This is a genomic window from Stagnihabitans lacustris, assembly GCF_025950525.1.
Lineage (GTDB): Bacteria > Pseudomonadota > Alphaproteobacteria > Rhodobacterales > Rhodobacteraceae > Stagnihabitans.
Map to the genome: position 1 here is coordinate 83452 of NZ_JAPDGS010000007.1, position 15889 is coordinate 99340.

Sequence of the window (15889 nt, forward strand, 5' to 3'; positions counted from 1 at the left end):
TCTTCCAGGCGCGCCAGGGCTTCCAGGTCACACATGATCGTAGATGACCTCCAGCGAGGGGCGATCCACGGCATTTTTCCCGCGCATGTCGGCATCTGACGCAGGCTCCAGCACGAAATCCGCGCCGGTGGTTTCGGCGTCAAACAGCGCCAAAAGCCCGTCCTGGGTCAGGGGTTTCGGGCGCAGCGGCGGGGCCTCGGCCACGTTGATCGACAGTTCGGTGAACAAGGCACCCCATTGCGTCGCATTGGACCCAACGATCTGATAATTCGCGGATTTCCGCCGCAGGTCGTCATCCGCAGGGATCGCCGCCAGCACGGGGATATTCACCGCCTTGGCAAAGGCCGCGGCCTCTCCGGTGCCGTCGTCCTTGTTGATCACCATGCCCGCCACGCCGACATTGCCGCCCAGCTTGCGGAAGTAATCGACGGCCGAGCAGACATTGTTTGCCACATAAAGCGATTGCAGGTCATTGCTGGCCACCACGATCACCTTTTGCGCCATGTCGCGGGCAATCGGCAGACCAAAGCCGCCGCAGACCACATCGCCCAGGAAGTCCAACAGCACGTAGTCGAAGTCCCAGTCGTGAAAGCCCAGCTTCTCCAGCAGTTCGAAGCCGTGGATGATGCCGCGCCCGCCGCAGCCGCGACCGACCTCTGGCCCGCCCAGCTCCATCGCGAAGACGCCGTTCCGCTTGAAGCAGACGTCGCCGATCTTGACCTCTTCGCCCGCAAGCTTTTTCCGGGTCGAGGTCTCGATGATCGTGGGGCAGGCCTTGCCGCCGAACAAAAGGCTGGTCGTGTCCGACTTCGGGTCGCAGCCGATCAGCAGAACGCGCTTGCCCAGCTCCGCCATCATGCAGGACAGGTTGGCCAAGGTGAAGCTTTTGCCGATGCCGCCCTTGCCATAGATCGCGATGATCTGGGTCTTTTTCGTCACCTCATGCGGGATTTCCAGCGAAGGTTCCTTATGGGCCTCTTCGCGCAACCGCGTGTCGAAATCCTTCAGGTTGGGGATGTCCAGGGTCATGCGGCGCTCCAATCGAGGATCATTTTCAGGCAGTTGGGGTCGGTGAAGGCGGTCTGATAGGCCTCGGCCCCCGGGAGGGCGCGATGGGTGATCAGACCCGCCAGCGACAGGGCGCCGCTTTCAATCAGGGCGCGGGTCGCCACCAGATCATCGGGCTGCCATTCGGCGCTGATGCGGATGCGCGCTTCCTTCATGAAGGCGGGCGGGAAGGCAAAGCTGATGGGCTGGGTGTAAAACCCGGCAAGGACGATTTCTCCGCCCTTGGCCAGACGCGGGATCAGCGTGTTCAAAAGATCGGCGCCCGAGGCGTCATAGATCGCCTTGTAATCGCGGCGCGTGTCAGTTTCGGGGTCGATGACGGGATAGGGCTCCGACCCGCGACGGGTGGGGTTGACCTCCCAGACGGTCGGCGCAGGGCCACCCGCGGCCAGCGTCAGGCGGGCCAACAGACGGCCCAAAGTGCCATGGCCCACGATCAGATCGGGAAGCGCCGTGCCAAAACCGGCCAGCGCATGACGGGCGGTGGCGGCCAGCGCCAAAAGCGCGCCCTCGGCCCCCGCGCCACGGTCCAGGCGGCTAACACGAGCGGCCTGCGTGACCAATAGGCCAGCGGCCCCGCCGAACAATCCGCGCAGGTCGGTGTAGCAATTCGCGCCGGGCACAAAGACCCAGTCGCCGGGTTTGAAGCCGGTTTCCGGTCCGGCCTCGACGACCTCGCCAAAGCTTTCATAGCCCGGGACCAGGGGATAGCCCATGCCGGGAAAGGCGGGCATCGTGCCGGACCAAAAGAGCTTTTCCGTCCCGGTCGAGACGCCGGAATAGGCCGTCCGCACCACGATGTCGCCGGCGATGGGGGCCTTCAGTCGGGCCATGTCCAGTGCGATGCAGCCGGGGGCCGAAAGTATGACAGCTTGGGTCTGCATCTGGCCTCCCTCTGGGGGGACTCGATGTCACCCTCTAACTGTCATCTTAACCTGACATTAAAACATGTCAATTTAAAGTGACACTTTTTACAGGGAAGCTTGCGTGCGTCGTGCGGTGATCACACCTGTCACGAAGGGACGGGCGGGGCGCGGGGTGGCGATGGCGGTGAAACCGGCCTCGGTCAGCAGGGCGGATATCTCGGCGGCGCTGCGGGTGCGGCCGGTTTGCATGGCCATGGTATAGACCGCGAAATAGACATCGGTGGCCGGATCGGGCCGCGCACCGCCCGACATGGGCTCTGATATCACCAGCAAGCCGCCCGGTGGCAGGGCGTCATGGACCTTGGCCAAAAGCGCGCGAACCGTCGCATCGGAATGGTCATACAGCACCCGGATCAGGCTGATCGCATCGGCGCCAAGCGGCAGCGGGTCCGTGCGGAACGACCCCGGATGGCGGCTGGCCTGCAGCGTGGCAGGCGCCCCGGCCACGACCTGCGGCAGGTCGAACAGCATCAGGCCAAGCCCCGGATGCGCCTGCGCCACGGCATCCAGAAAGGCGCCATGGCCGCCGCCAATGTCCATCAGACGGCTTGCGCGCGACAGGTCGACCTGGGCCAAGGTGTCGGCGGCCACAAGGGCCTGGCTTTCCGCCATCAGGCGGCTGTAGCGTTGGGCGTCGGGATCGGCCAGGCCCGCGCCAAAGACATAGGGCCAAAAGGCCGCCAGTCTGGTGGCAGGCGCGTCGCGGAAAAAGGTGCCGGGCTCGGCCAGATCGGCGTAAAGCGCGCGGTGATGCGAGACCATCTGCACCAGCCCCGGCACCGTGACAAAGGCCGCCCCGCGCGGGGTCAGATGCCACAGGGCGCGCCGCTGCGTGACCAGGCGCAGCGCGGTCGCGGCCTGCAGCAAAACGGCCAGCCGCTGTGGCGGAACCCGGGTCAGGTGGCACAGTTCGGCCGTATCCAGGGGCGTCTGGGACAAGCTTTCAAGCACGCCAAGATCGACCAGCGCCATCAGGACCTGCGACTTCACAAAGCCCTGAACCAGGTCGAACAGCGCATCGCCCTCGGCCCTGGCAAAGCGGCGCAGCAGGGGGATTCGGGCGGCAAGCTTATGAAAACGCTGCGAAAGCGCAAGACGGACCCAGGGGCTTTGCGGCCTGGGAGCGACAGGGTGCCCGCCGTCCATTCAGGGATGCAGGACCGGTTGCCCGGTCAGGCGCCGGGCATAGGCCGTGACCAATTGCGCCAAACGCGCCTCTCCCGGACATGACGGAATCGAGGAGATCGCGCCAGACAGGATGTCCTCCATATGCCGCATCGCGCCCGTCACACCCAGCCGCGCAACCGCATTGGGCCGCGCCAGGGCCGCATCCTGGCCCGCGGGCTTGCCCGTCTCGGCCTCGGTTCCCAGCGCGTCCTTCAGGTCATCGGCGACCTGAAAGGCCTCACCGATCCGCGACCCCAATTCGTCCCAGGGCTCGGGGTCATGGCCCGCCGCAATCGCCCCCATCCGGGTCGCGGCGATGAACAGCGCGCCGGTCTTTGCGCGGTGATAATCCGACAGGTTGACCGCGGTTTCGCTTTCCCAGGCCTGACCGGCGCAGATGCCATGCGGCGCGCCGGTCCGCGTGGCCAGCGTCCCGATCAGCCCCAAAGCGCGGTCGGGCGCATGAAGGGCGGCGCGGGCCAAGGTCTCGAAGGCCAGGACGATCAGGCTGTCGCCCGCAAGAATCGCCAGCGGCTCGGAAAAAGCGCGGTGGACCGTCACCTTGCCGCGCCTTGTGTCGGCGTCGTCAAAGGCGGGCAGGTCGTCATGCACGAGGCTTGCGCAATGGATCAGCTCCAGGCTGGCGGCGGCGGCATTGGCCAGTTCGGGCCGGTCGTCGCCACAAGCCAGCGCCACCGCCAGAAGGATCGTGGGACGCACCCGCGCGCCACCGGGAAAGACGGCATAGGGCAGGGCCTCGGCCAGGCGAGGGGGCGCGGTCCGGGTCGGGGCCAGCGCCTCTTTCAGGGCCTGTTCGATGCGCAGTTCGACGGACATGGGCGGCCCTCCTTGGGTTCAGGCAACTGTGCCGCAGGGCCGCACTTGTGTAAACTGAAATTTACACTAACCTGTCAGATGAGGGTGACAGGGGCCAAAATGCACACGGCAGAGGATCAGGTGGTCGTGGTGGGGGCGGGTTTTGGGGGCCTGGCTGCGGCCATTCGGCTGGCGGCCCTGGGGTTGAAGGTCTCGCTGATCGAGGCGGGCGAGACGCCGGGCGGCAAGGCGCGGGCCGTGCCGACGCCTGCGGGGCCCGCGCAGACCGGGCCCACGGTCCTGACCTGGCCGCATCTGGCGGCCGAACTTTTCGCGCTGGCCGGTCAGTCCATGGCCGATCAGGTTGCCCTGACCGCCTTGCCCGACCTTGCCCGCCATTTCTGGCCCGATGGCGGCCAGCTGGACCTGACCCCCTCACGCGAGGCCAATGCCGAGGCGATTGCGGCCTTTGCGGGCCCGGCCGAGGCCGCGGCCTTTGTCCGCTTTGACCGCCTGGCCGAGGGGCTGGCCAAGGCGCTGGCCCCGCCGATCCTGCTGCGCGCGCGGCCCTCGGTTCTGGGGGTCATGGCCGCCGTCGCCCAAAGGCCCGCGCTTTGGCCCGCGCTGCGGCCGGGGCTGAGTTTGCAAAGCCTGCTCCAGGCACATTTCCGCGACCCGCGCCTGGTGCAGCTGTTTGGGCGCTATGCCACCTATGTCGGCGGCACCCCCGCCCTGTCGCCTGCCGTGCTTGCGCTGATCTGGCGGGTCGAGGCCGAGGGCGTCCATGCCGTCCAGGGCGGGATGCAGGCCCTGGCCCTGGCGCTGGCCCGCGCGGCCGAGGCCTTGGGGGTGCGCCCGCTCTATGCCACCCGCGCCAGCCGCATCCGCATTTACGAAGGCCGCGTGCAGGGGGTCGAACTTGAAAGCGGGCGCTTTATCCCCGCCACGACCTGCGTCTTTGCTGGCGACCCCGAGGCACTGCGGCAGGGCCTGTTGGGCAGCGCGGGGCGGGGGGCGCTGACGGGCAAGGCCGCCAAGCGCAGCCTGTCGGCCTGGGTCTGGGCGCTGGCGGCCCGGCCCGAGGGGCGCGCTTTGCTGCATCACAATGTGTTCTTCACCGCCGACCCCGCCGCCGAATGGGACCCCATCGCGCGGGGCGAAATGCCCACCCAGCCCACGCTTTACCTATGCGCCCAGGACCGTTTACCCGGCCATCATCCCGGCCCGCTTGAACGATTCGAGATCATCATGAACGGCCCCGCAGGCCAAGCCGCCCCCGCGGCAGAGGAGGAGACATGTCGTCACAGGACCTTTCCGGCGCTGCAGCGCTTTGGCCTGACCCTGACGCCCGAGGGGATGCCGCATCTTCTGACGCCGACCAAACTGGCGCGGGCCTATCCGGGCTCGGGCGGGGCGATCTATGGGGCCAGTCCAGAGGCGACGCTGGCGGCCTTTTCGCGTCCGGGGGCGCGGACGCAGGTGGCGGGGCTGTATCTGGCGGGCGGGGGGGCGCATCCGGGGGCGGGGGTGCCGATGGCGCTGCTCTCCGGCAAGCACGCGGTCGAGGTGATCTGGAAGGACCGGATTTCCGGGTCAGACCGCCGCCCGGGGGTTACGCCTGGTGGTATGTCGACGGATGTTCGGACGACGGGACGCGCGCCGTCTCGGTGATCGGTTTCATCGGCACGGTGTTTTCGCCCTGGTATCATTGGTCGGGGCGAGGGCGGCCGGACAACCACGTCTGCCTGAATGTCGTGACCCGCGGCGGTGGGGTGCCGCGCTTCACCATGACCGACCGCGGCGCGGGGGCCTTGCGCCAAAGTGCCGATACGCTGCAGATCGGCCCCAGCCGGATGCATTGGACCGGGGGCGCGCTGGTCATCGACATCGACGAGGCGGGGGCGCCGCCCCTGTTCGGGCGCGTCAAGGGCCGCATCACCCTGACGCCTCAGGCCGTGACCGAAACAGAGGCCGTGCTTGACGCCGCCGCCCACCACATCTGGCGCCCCTTTGCCCCGGTCAGCCGCATCACGGTCGAACTGGGCGGGCAGTCCTGGCAGGGTCACGGCTATTTCGATGCAAATTTCGGCGCCCGCCCGCTGGAGGCCGATTTCCGCCGCTGGACCTGGGGGCGCTATGCCGCAAAGGACCGCTCGGTGGTGTTTTATGACGGGCTGCGGCGCGATGGGTCGACGCTTGCCTTGGCGGTGCAGACCTCGGACGGCGTGGTGACGCCGATTGCCGCCCCGCCCCTGACCCGCCTGCCGCGCACCGGCTGGCTTTTGCCGCGCGAAACCCGGGCCGATCCGGGCACCAAGCCGCGCCAAAAAGCCATGCTGCTGGATGCGCCGTTCTATTCGCGGGCCGCGGTCGAGGTCAGCCTTCAAGGCGAGACCATGCAGGGGATGCATGAGGCCCTGGACCTGGACCGCTATGCCTGGCCCTGGCTAAAGCCGATGATTGCGCTGCGGGTGCCGCGAAAGGCCTAGCGCGCCTCTTCGGGGTTCAGCCGCAGGACGGACAGGTTCAGCGCGCCCGCCACCGTGACCCAAACCAGATAGGGCACGAACATCAGCCCCGCCCAGATATCCTGACCGAAAAAGGCAACCGTCGTCGCCGCAACCGAGGTCCAAAGAAAGCCCATGACCACCAGCGCCGCCCGCATCCGGCGCAGGCCGAAAAACACCGGCGTCCACAGCGTGTTGAAGGCGATCTGCACCGACCAGAAGGCCAGCGCCTGACCCGCGCCCTCGGTCACGCCGACCCTTGCGGCGGCGGCGCTCATCAGCAGGTAAAACGTCGTCCAGGCCACTGGAAAGGCCCAACGCGGCGGGGTCCAGCTTGGCTTTTTCAGCCCCTCATACCAGGTGCCGGGCTGAAACATCGCGCCGGTCGTGGCTGCGGCGCCGCAAGCGGCCAGATGGGTGAAGAACAGGGTCAGGTCCATGGGGCACCTCGCTTTCCCCTTGGACATAGGCGCAAATCCTGGCCAAACCAAGGGGTCACGCGGGATTGCGGTCTTGCGCCTTCAACTGGGCCAGGACGCCGATCAAGGTTTCCGAGCGCGAAGCGCGGGGATGCTGGGCTGCGGCCTGAACCAGGAAATCGACCTCCAGCGCCGGGCGCGCATGAAGCCTGGCCGGCGCCATCAGCACCGGCGACAGCGCCGCCCGCACCCCCGCCAGCCCCAGCAAGGCCAGCTTGCGCCGACCCGAGGTGCGCGCGCGGGTGGTGACGCTGTCATGACCCTGCGCCGCCACCTGATGACCAATGGCGCCATAGATGTGGCCGGCGGCAAAGATCCCCGCCCGGCAATCCAGCGGCAGGCGGCTGACGCCCGAGGCGGCCTTTCGGTAATGCACCTCGGCCACCTGCAGCAGGCGCGCCACGACACGGGCCAGGCCCGGCGAGGGGCGCGGATCGGCCAAAAAGGCATCGACCGCGATCCCCTCTTCGGCCAGCCAATCCAGCGGCAGGAACAGGCGGCCTGCGCGGGCGTCCTCTCCGACATCGCGGGCGATGTTGGTCAGCTGCATGGCAAGGCCCAGGTCGCAGGCGCGGGCCAGGGCATCGGCCTCACGCACCCGCATCAGCACGCACATCATCGCGCCAACCGAGGCCGCAACCCGCGCCGAATAATCCAACACCCCCGACAGCGTCTGATAGCGCCGGCCAAGGGCATCCCAGGCAAGCCCCTCAAGCAAAGCCTCGGGCAGGGCGCGGGGCATGTCGAAATCCGCCACCACCGCGGCAAAGGCCCGGTCGGGGGCATGGTCGCGCGGTTGGCCGCGGTAGATGCGGTCCAGACGTTCGCCCAAGGACAGGACCGCCCCTGCCTTGTCAGAGCCCTCGTCGACCTCGTCATCGGCAACCCGGCAAAAGGCATAGAGCGCCAAGGCCGGATCGCGGACCCGGGCGGGCAGAAGGTGAGAGGCCGCGTGAAACGACCGCGACCCGGTGCGGATCATGGCGCGGCAGGTTTCCAGGTCGGCGGGGGCGATCATTCTGCAGCCATCCTTATACGGTCGAAACGGGGGGCGTCGGGGACGACCTGAGCCATGATCTCGGCCGTGCCGATCACGCCGGGGACGCCCGCGCCGGGATGCGTGCCGGCGCCCACCAGATACAGGCCCGGCACCTCCTCTGACAGGTTATGCGGGCGGAACCAGGCCGATTGCAGGATGCGCGGCTCGATCGAGAACCCCGCGCCGAAGGGGGAGAGATAACGCGATTCGAAGGTCTTGGGCGTGAAGCACAGGCTTTCGGTCAGGTGATCGCCCAGGCCCGGAAGCAAGCGTTCCTCCAGCACCTTTTGCACCTTTTGGCGGTAGGGCTCTACCTCGGTCTCCCAATCGGTCCCGCCGTGGCCCAGATGCGGCACAGGGGACAGGGCATAGAAGGTGTCATCCCCCGGACCGGCGCAGGACGGGTCGGTGACGGAAGGCCTATGGACATAAAGGCTCATGTCCGGAGCAAGGCGGCCCTTTTGGAAGATGTCGCGGATATGGGGGCGATAGCGGGGGCCGACCAGGATCGTGTGGTGGTCCACGTCGCGCCATTTGGCCCGCGTTCCCTTGGTGCCGAAATACCAGACGAAAAGCCCCATCGACCAGCGCTGGCGCTTCAGTTTCGCATCGGTCCAGCGGTGGCGGTCGTGGCCGCGCAACAGCCGCCCATAGGTGTGGCCCGCATCGGCATTGGACACGATGACCGGCGCCCGCATCTCGGTCCCGTCCAGCATCCTGACGCCCACCGCGCGGCCCTGTTCCACCAGGATCTCGTCGGCCTCGTGGTTTTGCAGGACCTGACCGCCCTGGGCCTGGATCACCCGCACCATGGCCGAAGCTATCGCCTGCACCCCGCCCATGGCGTAATGGACGCCGAAAGCGCGCTCCAGATGGCTGACCAGGGCATACATCGAGGTCACATGAAAAGGATCGCCGCCGATGAAGAGCGGGTGGAACGACAGCGCAAACCGCAGCCGCGGGTCGCGGACCCGAGAGGCCGCATGGGCATAGACCGACCGGTCGGCCCGCAAAAGCGCAAAGCGGGGCAGGGCCTTGATCAGGTCCATCAGCTTGTGCATCGGCTTGCGGCCAAGGTCTTGATAGCCGAAGTGATAGCGCGCCTCGGCGTCCTTCAGGAACTTGTCAAAGCCCGCGACATCGGCGGGGGCCAGACGCGCGACCTCGGCCCGGTTGGCGGCATCGTCGGCGCGGGGGGCAAAGCGGCTGCCATCGGTCCAGCGGATCTCATAGAACGGGTCCATGGCCACCAGCTTCACATCGGCATCGAAATCGCGGCCACAGGCGGCCCAGAGGTCGCGCAGGCCCTCCGGCACCGTGACGATGGTGGGGCCAAGGTCGAATCGGTGGCCGCCTTGGGTGATGGACGATCCCCGCCCGCCGGGCCGGTCCAGCTTGTCCAGCACCGTGACGCGGTAGCCTTTCGCGCCAAGGCGCATGGCGGCGGCAAGGCCTCCAAGCCCCGCGCCGATGACGATGGCAGAGGACGGGTCGGGATGGGTGGGGGAATGGCGCATGGTTGGATGATAAACTGTCCAGTTCAATTTACAACTCTTTCGATGCGTCATGGAAAATCCGGGATTTCCCTTTCAAATCGGCAAAAGGACTGTAAGATAAATCTGACACAACCGAGGGGAAGCGCCATTCCCACCACCAGTCTGACCCTTTTCGCCCATGAGGGCGCGGGCTCCCGGCTTTGGGGGCTTTCCCGCATGGGGTTGGCCCGGGGCGCGCTTGCCGCCACCCCCGGCCTGACCTTCGCGAAACTCTGCGGGGCGGGGTCGGGCCATGGTTTCGCCTTCCGCCCCGATGGCCGCGTCTGGGCGATCCTGGCGGGGTGGGAGAGCCTGGAGGCCGCCCGCCTTGGTTTGAACTCCCCCCTCTGGACCCGCTGGCGCGCCCGCGCCGTTGAGGCCTGGTCGGTGCTGCTGCGGCCCTTGTCGGCGCGAGGCACCTGGGGCGGGGCGCAGCCCTTTGCCGCCACCCCTGACCCCACGGCGCAAGGCCCCTTTGCCGTCCTGACCCGCGCCAGCCTGCGGCCCCGCAGCCTGCCCGCCTTTTGGGCCCGCGTGCCGGAAGTGGGCGACCGCATCGCCGCCAATCCCGATGTTCTGTTCAAGATCGGCCTCGGGGAAGTGCCGCTGCTGCACCAGGTCACGTTCTCGATCTGGCCCGACCTTGCCGCCATGACACGCTTTGCCCATGCCCCCGGCCCCCATGCTTCGGCCGTGGCGCAGGTGCGTCAGGGCGGCTGGTTTACTGAGGAACTCTATGCCCGCTTCCAGGTTGTGGAAGATCACGGAACCTGGGGCGGCCGCGCGCCCCTCTGCGAAAGGATACCGGCATGACGCAAGCCGCACCGCAACTGGCGCCCCTTTCGCGCCGCCCAACCTATCCGTTTTCCGCCATCGTCGGCCAAGAGGCGATGAAACAGGCGCTGGTCCTGGCGGCGGTCGAGCCCGCCTTGGGTGGCGTGCTGATCTTTGGCGACCGCGGAACGGGGAAATCGACCGCCGTGCGCGCCCTGGCCGCTTTGCTGCCGATGATCGAGGCGGTGGCGGGCTGCCCGGTGAACTCTCCGCGCGTCGATATGGTGCCCGATTGGGCGCGCGTCACCGACCTGACCCTGGTGAAGAAACCGACGCCGGTGGTCGATCTGCCCCTGGGCGTGACCGAAGATCGGGTGGTCGGCGCCCTGGACATCGAACGCGCCATTTCGCGCGGCGAAAAGGCCTATGAGCCGGGGCTTCTGGCGCGGGCCAATCGCGGCTTTCTGTATATCGACGAGGTCAACCTTCTGGAGGATCACATCGTCGATCTGCTGCTGGACGTGGCGCAGTCTGGCGAAAACGTGGTCGAACGCGACGGGCTGTCGATCCGCCATCCGGCGCGGTTTGTGCTGGTGGGGTCAGGCAACCCCGAGGAAGGGGAACTGCGCCCCCAGCTGATCGACCGTTTCGGCCTCTCGGTCGAGGTGACGACCCCGCGCGAGCCGAAGGAACGTGTCGAGGTCCTGATCCGCCGCGACACCTATGACCGCGATCCGCAAGCCTTCGCCGCCGCCTGGGGGGCCGAGGATGCCGCCCTGTGCGCCCGCATCCTGGCCGCCCGCGCCAGGATTGCTGCGATCGAGGCGCCCTCGCCGGTGCTCTATGACTGCGCGACGCTTTGTCTGGCGGTCGGCGCCGATGGCTTGCGCGGCGAACTGACGCTGCTGAAGGCCGCGCGTGCCATGGCGGCGCTGGAGGGGGCTGCGAAAGTCACCCGCGCCCATCTGCGCGCCGTGGCCCCGATGGTCCTGACCCACCGCCTGCGCCGCGACCCCTTGGACGAGGCGGGGCAGGGCGCCCGCATCAGCCGCATCCTGGCCGAGCATCTGCCGTGACCGAGACACCGCTGTCCCGGGCGCTGGCCGCTTTTGCGCTGGACCCCTGCGCTTTGGGCGGGCTGTGGCTGTATGGTCGCGCCTCGCCCTTGCGCGATCAGGTGCTTGGCGCGCTGACCGGGGCGCTGCCTTTGCCGCAGCGCCGCATCCATCCGGCGATCCAGGATGAGGCCCTGCAGGGCGGCATGGACCTGGCGCTGACGCTGCAGGCCGGGCGGCGGATCACGCGACCCGGCATCCTGTCGAACCCCGCCGTGTTGATCGTGCCCATGGCCGAACGCGTGGGGCCGGGCCTGGCCGCGCGGCTGGCGCAGGCGCTGGATCAGGGCCGCCATGCGCTGGTGGCGCTGGACGAAAGTGCGGGTCCCGACGAGGCGCTGGCCCCGGCGCTGGCGGATCGGATGGGGATATTCCTGGACCTGTCGACCGCCCCGCCCGAAGATCTGGTGCTGCCCGACCTTGACCCGGCCCGCCGTGGTCTGCCTTTGGTCGAACTGCCCCAGGGCGGCGCTGCCGATCTGGTGCGGGCCGCGCAGGCCCTGGGGATTGCCCCCCTGCGCGGGCTTTTGGCGGCCCTTGCGCTGGCGCGGGCGCTTGCGGCTTTGGACGGCGTCGCCCTTGCCACGGCGGCGCATTTGGCCGAGGCCGCGGCCCTGGCGCTGTCCCACCGCGCGCGCCCTGTGGACGAGGCCGATGCGGAACCCGAGATGCCGCCCGATATGCCTGACGATACACCCTCCGAGGCCAAGGGCGAACCGCAGGACCTGTCGCTGTCGGACATGATCATCGCGGCCACCCGCGCTCAACTGCCGCCCGGCCTGCTGGAGCGGTTGGCCCAAGGCCCCGCGCGGATGGCGCAGGGTGGCAAGGGGGCGGGTCAGGTCAAATCCGGCAACCGCCATGGCCGCCCCCTGTCGGCGCGCCCTGGCCGGCCCGAGACCCCGGCAGCGCTGGACCTGTTGGCGACGTTGCGCGCCGCGGCACCGTGGCAAAGCCTGCGCCGGGCCGAGGACCCGCGGCCCCTGGCGCTGCTTCTGCGGCCTTCAGACTTGCGCATCCGGCGCAGGGCTGAACAATCCGACCGGCTGTTGATCTTTGCGCTGGATGCCTCGGGGTCATCAGCGGTGGCGCGTCTGGCCGAGGCCAAGGGCGCGGTCGAACTCTTTTTGGCCGAGGCCTATGTGAAACGCGATCACGTGGCGCTTTTGTCGTTTCGCAACACGGGGGCAGAGCTGCTTTTGCCGCCGACGCGGTCCTTGGCGCGCACCAAGGCGCGGTTGGCGGGGATGCCGGGGGGCGGGGGCACGCCCTTGGCCGCCGGGCTGGACCTGGGCCTTGCGACCGCGCTTCAGGCGCGGCGGCGCGGCATGACGCCCATGCTGGCGGTGCTGACCGACGGGCGCGGCAACATTGACCGCGCCGGGAGCCCGGGGCGCGCAGGCGCCGAGGTCGATGCGCTGCAGGCCGCAAGGGCGATCCGCGCCGCGGGTCTGGCCTGTCTGGTGCTGGATGTCAGCCAGCGCCCGCAGCCGGAGCTTGCGATGCTGGCGGCCACGATGGGCGCGCGGTATCTGGCCCTGCCGCGGGCCCAGGCCGGGACACTGGCCCGCACCCTGACCGCAGCGCTGCCGGACTGAGATGACCCGTGAGACCCCTCCCAAAAACTGGCCGCAAGCGGAGTTCGGCCGCCGCGTGACGCTTGCGCCGCATCGTTGGTGGCTGGTCGAGCGCGGGCCCAAGGATGCGCCCGTCGTGCTGTTGCTGCATGGCACCGGCGCCTCGGGCCATTCCTTCCGCCGTCTGGCTGATGGGCTGCAGGCGCGCTTTCGCGTCATCATCCCTGACCTGCCGGGCCAGGGCTTCAGCGCCAGCCGCGCCTTTCACGCCATGACGCTGGACGCCATGGCCGAGGACCTTTGGCGGCTGATGGACCATATCGGCGCGGCCCCTGTCGCGGTGATCGGCCATTCGGCGGGGGCCGCGATTGCGCTGCGCCTGGCCGAGATGCGCCCCCTGCAGGTCGTGGGCATCAACGCGGCGCTGGGGTCTTTTGACGGGCTGGCGGCGGTGCTGTTCCCCGCCATCGCCCGGACGCTGGCGGCGGCGCCCTTTGCGGCGCGGATGGCCTCGGGGCTTTGGGGGCGGCCTGCCACCGTGGCGCGGCTTCTGGCAGGGACGGGGTCGCCCCTGGATGCCGAGGGGCGGGGGCAATATCTGACGCTGGTGCAGGACCCGGGCCATGTCGCGGGGACTTTGGCCATGATGGCGGGGTGGCAACTGGCGCCGCTTTTGTCCCGCCTGCCGGCGCTTCGGGTGCCGGTCTGGCTGATCGCCTCGGCCCAGGATCGCGCCGTGCCGCCCAAAGTGTCCGAGGACGCCGCCGCCCTTATCCCCGGGTGCCGTTACACTCTGCTGCCCCAAGGCGGCCATTTGCCGCAGGAAGAGGCCCAGGATGGGCTGGCCGCCCTGATCCTGCCCCACTTGCCAATGGCCGCTTTCGCCCCAGTTTAAGCGCATGGCAAAACCCGGCGACCGCTCCCGCTCCGTCCCCCAAGCCCGCCTTGCGCGGCTTGCGGCCTTTGGTCAACTGGCAACCGGCGTCGCGGGCGGCGTTCTGGGCGAGGGGCTGCGGCGCCTGGCCAAAGGCGAGCGTCCGCAGCTGTCGGACCTGCTGTTGACGCCCGCCAATGCGCTGCGGGTGACGGAACAGCTGTCGCGGCTGCGCGGGGCTGCGATGAAACTGGGGCAGATGCTGTCGCTGGATGCGGGCGACCTGCTGCCGGCCGAGCTGACCGCGATCCTGGCCCGGCTGCGCGACGATGGCCATGTCATGCCCGCGGGCCAGCTGCAAAAGGTGCTGTCGACGGCCTGGGGGCCGGATTGGCGGCAGAACTTCACCAGCTTCGACATGGTGCCGATTGCCGCGGCCTCGATTGGTCAGGTCCACCGGGCGCGGCTGAAGGATGGGCGCGACCTTGCGGTCAAGGTGCAATATCCGGGCGTTAGGGCCTCGATTGACGCCGATATCGACAATGTGGCGACCCTGCTGCGGATGTCTGGCCTGCTGCCCGCGGGTCTGGACATCGCGCCGCTTCTGGCCGAGGCGAAACGCCAGCTGCACGAAGAGGCGGATTACCTGCGCGAGGCCGCCATGATGCGGCGTTATGGCGCGCTTTTGGCGGGCGATGACCGGTTCATCGTGCCGCAGCCCCATGACGCCCTGGTCACGCGCGACGTCTTGCCGATGGATTTCATCCTGGGCGGTCCGATCGAGTCGCTTGCGACCGCGCCTGGCCGTCAAAAGGCGCTGGAGTCGTTGTTGGATCTGGTCCTGGCAGAGCTTTTCGACTTTGGCCTGATGCAGACCGACCCGAATTTCGCGAATTACCGCTGGCAGGCGGGGACGGGGCGGATCGTGCTGCTGGATTTCGGCGCCGCGCGCGAGGTGGCGCCGGGGGTGGCCGCGGGCTATCGCGGGCTGATGGCGGCGGGGCTGGACCGTGACCCTGCCGCGATCAAAGCCGCGCTTTTGGCCATGGGCTTTGCCTCGCCCGCGCTGTTGGCGCGCCATGGGGCGACCATCGACCGGATGATCGCGGTGCTTTTGGCCCATATCGCCGCCAGCCCCGCGCTTTTTGCCTTTGCCGACCGCAGCTTTGTCGCCCGCCTGCGCACCGAGGCGACAGGCATCGGCGCCGACCGCGCCGCCTGGGTCCTGCCCCCCGCCGAAACGCTGTTCGTCCAGCGCAAGATCAGCGGCATGGCGCTTTTGTGCGTGCGGATGGGGGCGGAATTGCCGCTGTTGCAGATGCTGCAGCGGCACAGGACCGGGATGGTTGACGGGAGTGCAAGTCACCCCTAGGTTGAAAGGGACCGCAAAGCATTTGGTTCCCCATGGTTTTTCTCGTTTCGATCCTGCTGTTCGCGGCGCTGTGCTTCCTGCTGTGGCGCGATCATTTTCGCCGCCCGCGCCAGACCGAGCGTCGCGCCCGCCCCAGACCCGTCAAACGCTGGGAGACCCTGGCCCGTGACAGCCGGGCCAAAGAGCGTCCCCGCAGGCGCCGGATCGAAGTCCTGGTCGATGGGTCCAACGTCATGCATTGGCAGGACAATGCGCCGCAGCTGGCCAGCCTGCAGCTGGTGGTCTCTGAACTGACCGCCAAGGGCTATACGCCCGGCGTGATTTTTGACGCCAATGCGGGCTACAAGCTGTTCGGCCAGTATCGCGACGACTTTTACATGGCGCGCTGCCTGGGCTTGCCCACCGAACAGGTGCTGGTTGTGCCCAAAGGCCAGCCCGCCGACCGCTTTTTGCTAGAGCTCTCGCGGCGCAGGCAGGCGCCCATCGTGACGCGCGACCGCTATCGCGACTGGGCCGAGGCTTTCCCCGAGGTCGACGAGCCCGGCCGCCTGATCCTGGGCGGGTTCCGCGAGGGGCGGCCCTGGGTCGACCTGGACCGCGTGGCCTGAACGCAGGGCCAACGCCTGCGACCTTTCAGCAA

General features: G+C 68.4%; 15 protein-coding genes. 8 read left to right on the plus strand and 7 right to left on the minus strand.

Features of this window, described 5'->3' with window-relative positions; all coding sequences use genetic code 11:
* Positions 1-27: 27 nt before the first annotated feature.
* The 4 genes from NX862_RS15725 to NX862_RS15740 all read right to left on the minus strand — a co-directional run bounded on the left by NX862_RS15725 (position 28) and on the right by NX862_RS15740 (position 3998).
* Positions 28-1029: a chlorophyllide a reductase iron protein subunit X gene (locus tag NX862_RS15725; protein ID WP_264494885.1), complete on the minus strand. Its 1002-nt coding sequence runs from the start codon at positions 1027-1029 to the stop codon at positions 28-30.
* Positions 1026-1952, minus strand: coding sequence for a chlorophyll synthesis pathway protein BchC (gene bchC, locus NX862_RS15730; protein WP_264494886.1), 927 nt, complete (start codon positions 1950-1952; stop codon positions 1026-1028). Before bchC ends, NX862_RS15725 begins: the two co-directional genes overlap by 4 nt.
* A gap of 87 nt (positions 1953-2039) precedes the next feature.
* Positions 2040-3140 (minus strand): methyltransferase, encoded by a 1101-nt coding sequence (locus tag NX862_RS15735; protein WP_264494887.1) that lies wholly within the window; start codon positions 3138-3140, stop codon positions 2040-2042.
* Positions 3141-3998: a polyprenyl synthetase family protein gene (locus NX862_RS15740; protein WP_264494888.1), complete on the minus strand. Its 858-nt coding sequence runs from the start codon at positions 3996-3998 to the stop codon at positions 3141-3143.
* 99 nt (positions 3999-4097) lie between these two features.
* On the opposite strand from NX862_RS15740, the gene crtD reads away from it, so the two are divergent.
* Entirely contained in the window at positions 4098-5648 is a 1551-nt protein-coding gene (crtD, locus tag NX862_RS15745) for a 1-hydroxycarotenoid 3,4-desaturase CrtD (protein WP_264494889.1), read from the plus strand.
* Positions 5645-6466, plus strand: a complete 822-nt coding sequence (crtC, locus tag NX862_RS15750) for a carotenoid 1,2-hydratase (protein ID WP_264494890.1) — start codon at positions 5645-5647, stop codon at positions 6464-6466. The genes crtD and crtC overlap by 4 nt, the downstream gene beginning before the upstream one ends.
* Here the strand turns inward: crtC and tspO are convergent.
* From tspO to NX862_RS15765, 3 genes are read right to left on the minus strand one after another with little or no spacing between them, the layout of a single operon-like run.
* Positions 6463-6924 (minus strand): tryptophan-rich sensory protein TspO, encoded by a 462-nt coding sequence (tspO, locus tag NX862_RS15755; protein WP_264494891.1) that lies wholly within the window; start codon positions 6922-6924, stop codon positions 6463-6465. The two genes, crtC and tspO, sit on opposite strands and share 4 nt — an antisense overlap.
* Positions 6925-6979: 55 nt before the next feature.
* Positions 6980-7981, minus strand: coding sequence for a 15-cis-phytoene synthase (gene crtB / locus NX862_RS15760; protein ID WP_264494892.1), 1002 nt, complete (start codon positions 7979-7981; stop codon positions 6980-6982).
* Complete coding sequence (locus NX862_RS15765) at positions 7978-9519, minus strand: phytoene desaturase (RefSeq protein ID WP_264494893.1); 1542 nt, start codon at positions 9517-9519, stop codon at positions 7978-7980. Before NX862_RS15765 ends, crtB begins: the two co-directional genes overlap by 4 nt.
* Positions 9520-9714: 195 nt before the next feature.
* On the opposite strand from NX862_RS15765, the gene NX862_RS15770 reads away from it, so the two are divergent.
* The 6 genes from NX862_RS15770 to NX862_RS15795 are packed head-to-tail and all read left to right on the plus strand — an operon-like array spanning position 9715 to position 15857.
* On the plus strand, positions 9715-10350 hold the full coding sequence (locus NX862_RS15770) for a spheroidene monooxygenase (protein WP_264494894.1): 636 nt from the start codon (positions 9715-9717) through the stop codon (positions 10348-10350).
* Positions 10347-11387, plus strand: coding sequence for a magnesium chelatase ATPase subunit I (gene bchI / locus NX862_RS15775; protein ID WP_264494895.1), 1041 nt, complete (start codon positions 10347-10349; stop codon positions 11385-11387). The genes NX862_RS15770 and bchI overlap by 4 nt, the downstream gene beginning before the upstream one ends.
* Positions 11384-13024, plus strand: a complete 1641-nt coding sequence (locus NX862_RS15780; RefSeq protein ID WP_264494896.1) for a magnesium chelatase subunit D — start codon at positions 11384-11386, stop codon at positions 13022-13024. The genes bchI and NX862_RS15780 overlap by 4 nt, the downstream gene beginning before the upstream one ends.
* Before the next feature lies 1 nt (position 13025).
* On the plus strand, positions 13026-13898 hold the full coding sequence (gene bchO, locus NX862_RS15785; protein WP_264494897.1) for an alpha/beta fold hydrolase BchO: 873 nt from the start codon (positions 13026-13028) through the stop codon (positions 13896-13898).
* Between the two features lie 4 nt (positions 13899-13902).
* Positions 13903-15249 (plus strand): ABC1 kinase family protein, encoded by a 1347-nt coding sequence (locus tag NX862_RS15790; protein ID WP_264494898.1) that lies wholly within the window; start codon positions 13903-13905, stop codon positions 15247-15249.
* A 32-nt stretch (positions 15250-15281) separates the two neighbouring features.
* The gene (locus NX862_RS15795; RefSeq protein WP_264494899.1) at positions 15282-15857 is read left to right on the plus strand and encodes an NYN domain-containing protein; all 576 of its coding nucleotides are present in this window, start codon (positions 15282-15284) and stop codon (positions 15855-15857) included.
* The last annotated feature ends 32 nt before the right edge of the window (positions 15858-15889 follow it).

Coding starts and splice junctions, on each gene's coding strand:
- NX862_RS15740 (WP_264494888.1), bottom strand. CDS start 3,998: ATGTCCGTCGAACTGCGCATCGAACAGGCCCTGAAAGAGGCGCTGGCC.
- NX862_RS15770 (WP_264494894.1), top strand. CDS start 9,715: ATGGGGTTGGCCCGGGGCGCGCTTGCCGCCACCCCCGGCCTGACCTTC.
- NX862_RS15765 (WP_264494893.1), bottom strand. CDS start 9,519: ATGCGCCATTCCCCCACCCATCCCGACCCGTCCTCTGCCATCGTCATC.
- tspO (WP_264494891.1), bottom strand. CDS start 6,924: ATGGACCTGACCCTGTTCTTCACCCATCTGGCCGCTTGCGGCGCCGCA.
- NX862_RS15795 (WP_264494899.1), top strand. CDS start 15,282: ATGGTTTTTCTCGTTTCGATCCTGCTGTTCGCGGCGCTGTGCTTCCTG.
- crtD (WP_264494889.1), top strand. CDS start 4,098: ATGCACACGGCAGAGGATCAGGTGGTCGTGGTGGGGGCGGGTTTTGGG.
- bchC (WP_264494886.1), bottom strand. CDS start 1,952: ATGCAGACCCAAGCTGTCATACTTTCGGCCCCCGGCTGCATCGCACTG.
- NX862_RS15725 (WP_264494885.1), bottom strand. CDS start 1,029: ATGACCCTGGACATCCCCAACCTGAAGGATTTCGACACGCGGTTGCGC.
- NX862_RS15790 (WP_264494898.1), top strand. CDS start 13,903: ATGGCAAAACCCGGCGACCGCTCCCGCTCCGTCCCCCAAGCCCGCCTT.
- NX862_RS15735 (WP_264494887.1), bottom strand. CDS start 3,140: ATGGACGGCGGGCACCCTGTCGCTCCCAGGCCGCAAAGCCCCTGGGTC.
- crtB (WP_264494892.1), bottom strand. CDS start 7,981: ATGATCGCCCCCGCCGACCTGGAAACCTGCCGCGCCATGATCCGCACC.
- bchI (WP_264494895.1), top strand. CDS start 10,347: ATGACGCAAGCCGCACCGCAACTGGCGCCCCTTTCGCGCCGCCCAACC.
- bchO (WP_264494897.1), top strand. CDS start 13,026: ATGACCCGTGAGACCCCTCCCAAAAACTGGCCGCAAGCGGAGTTCGGC.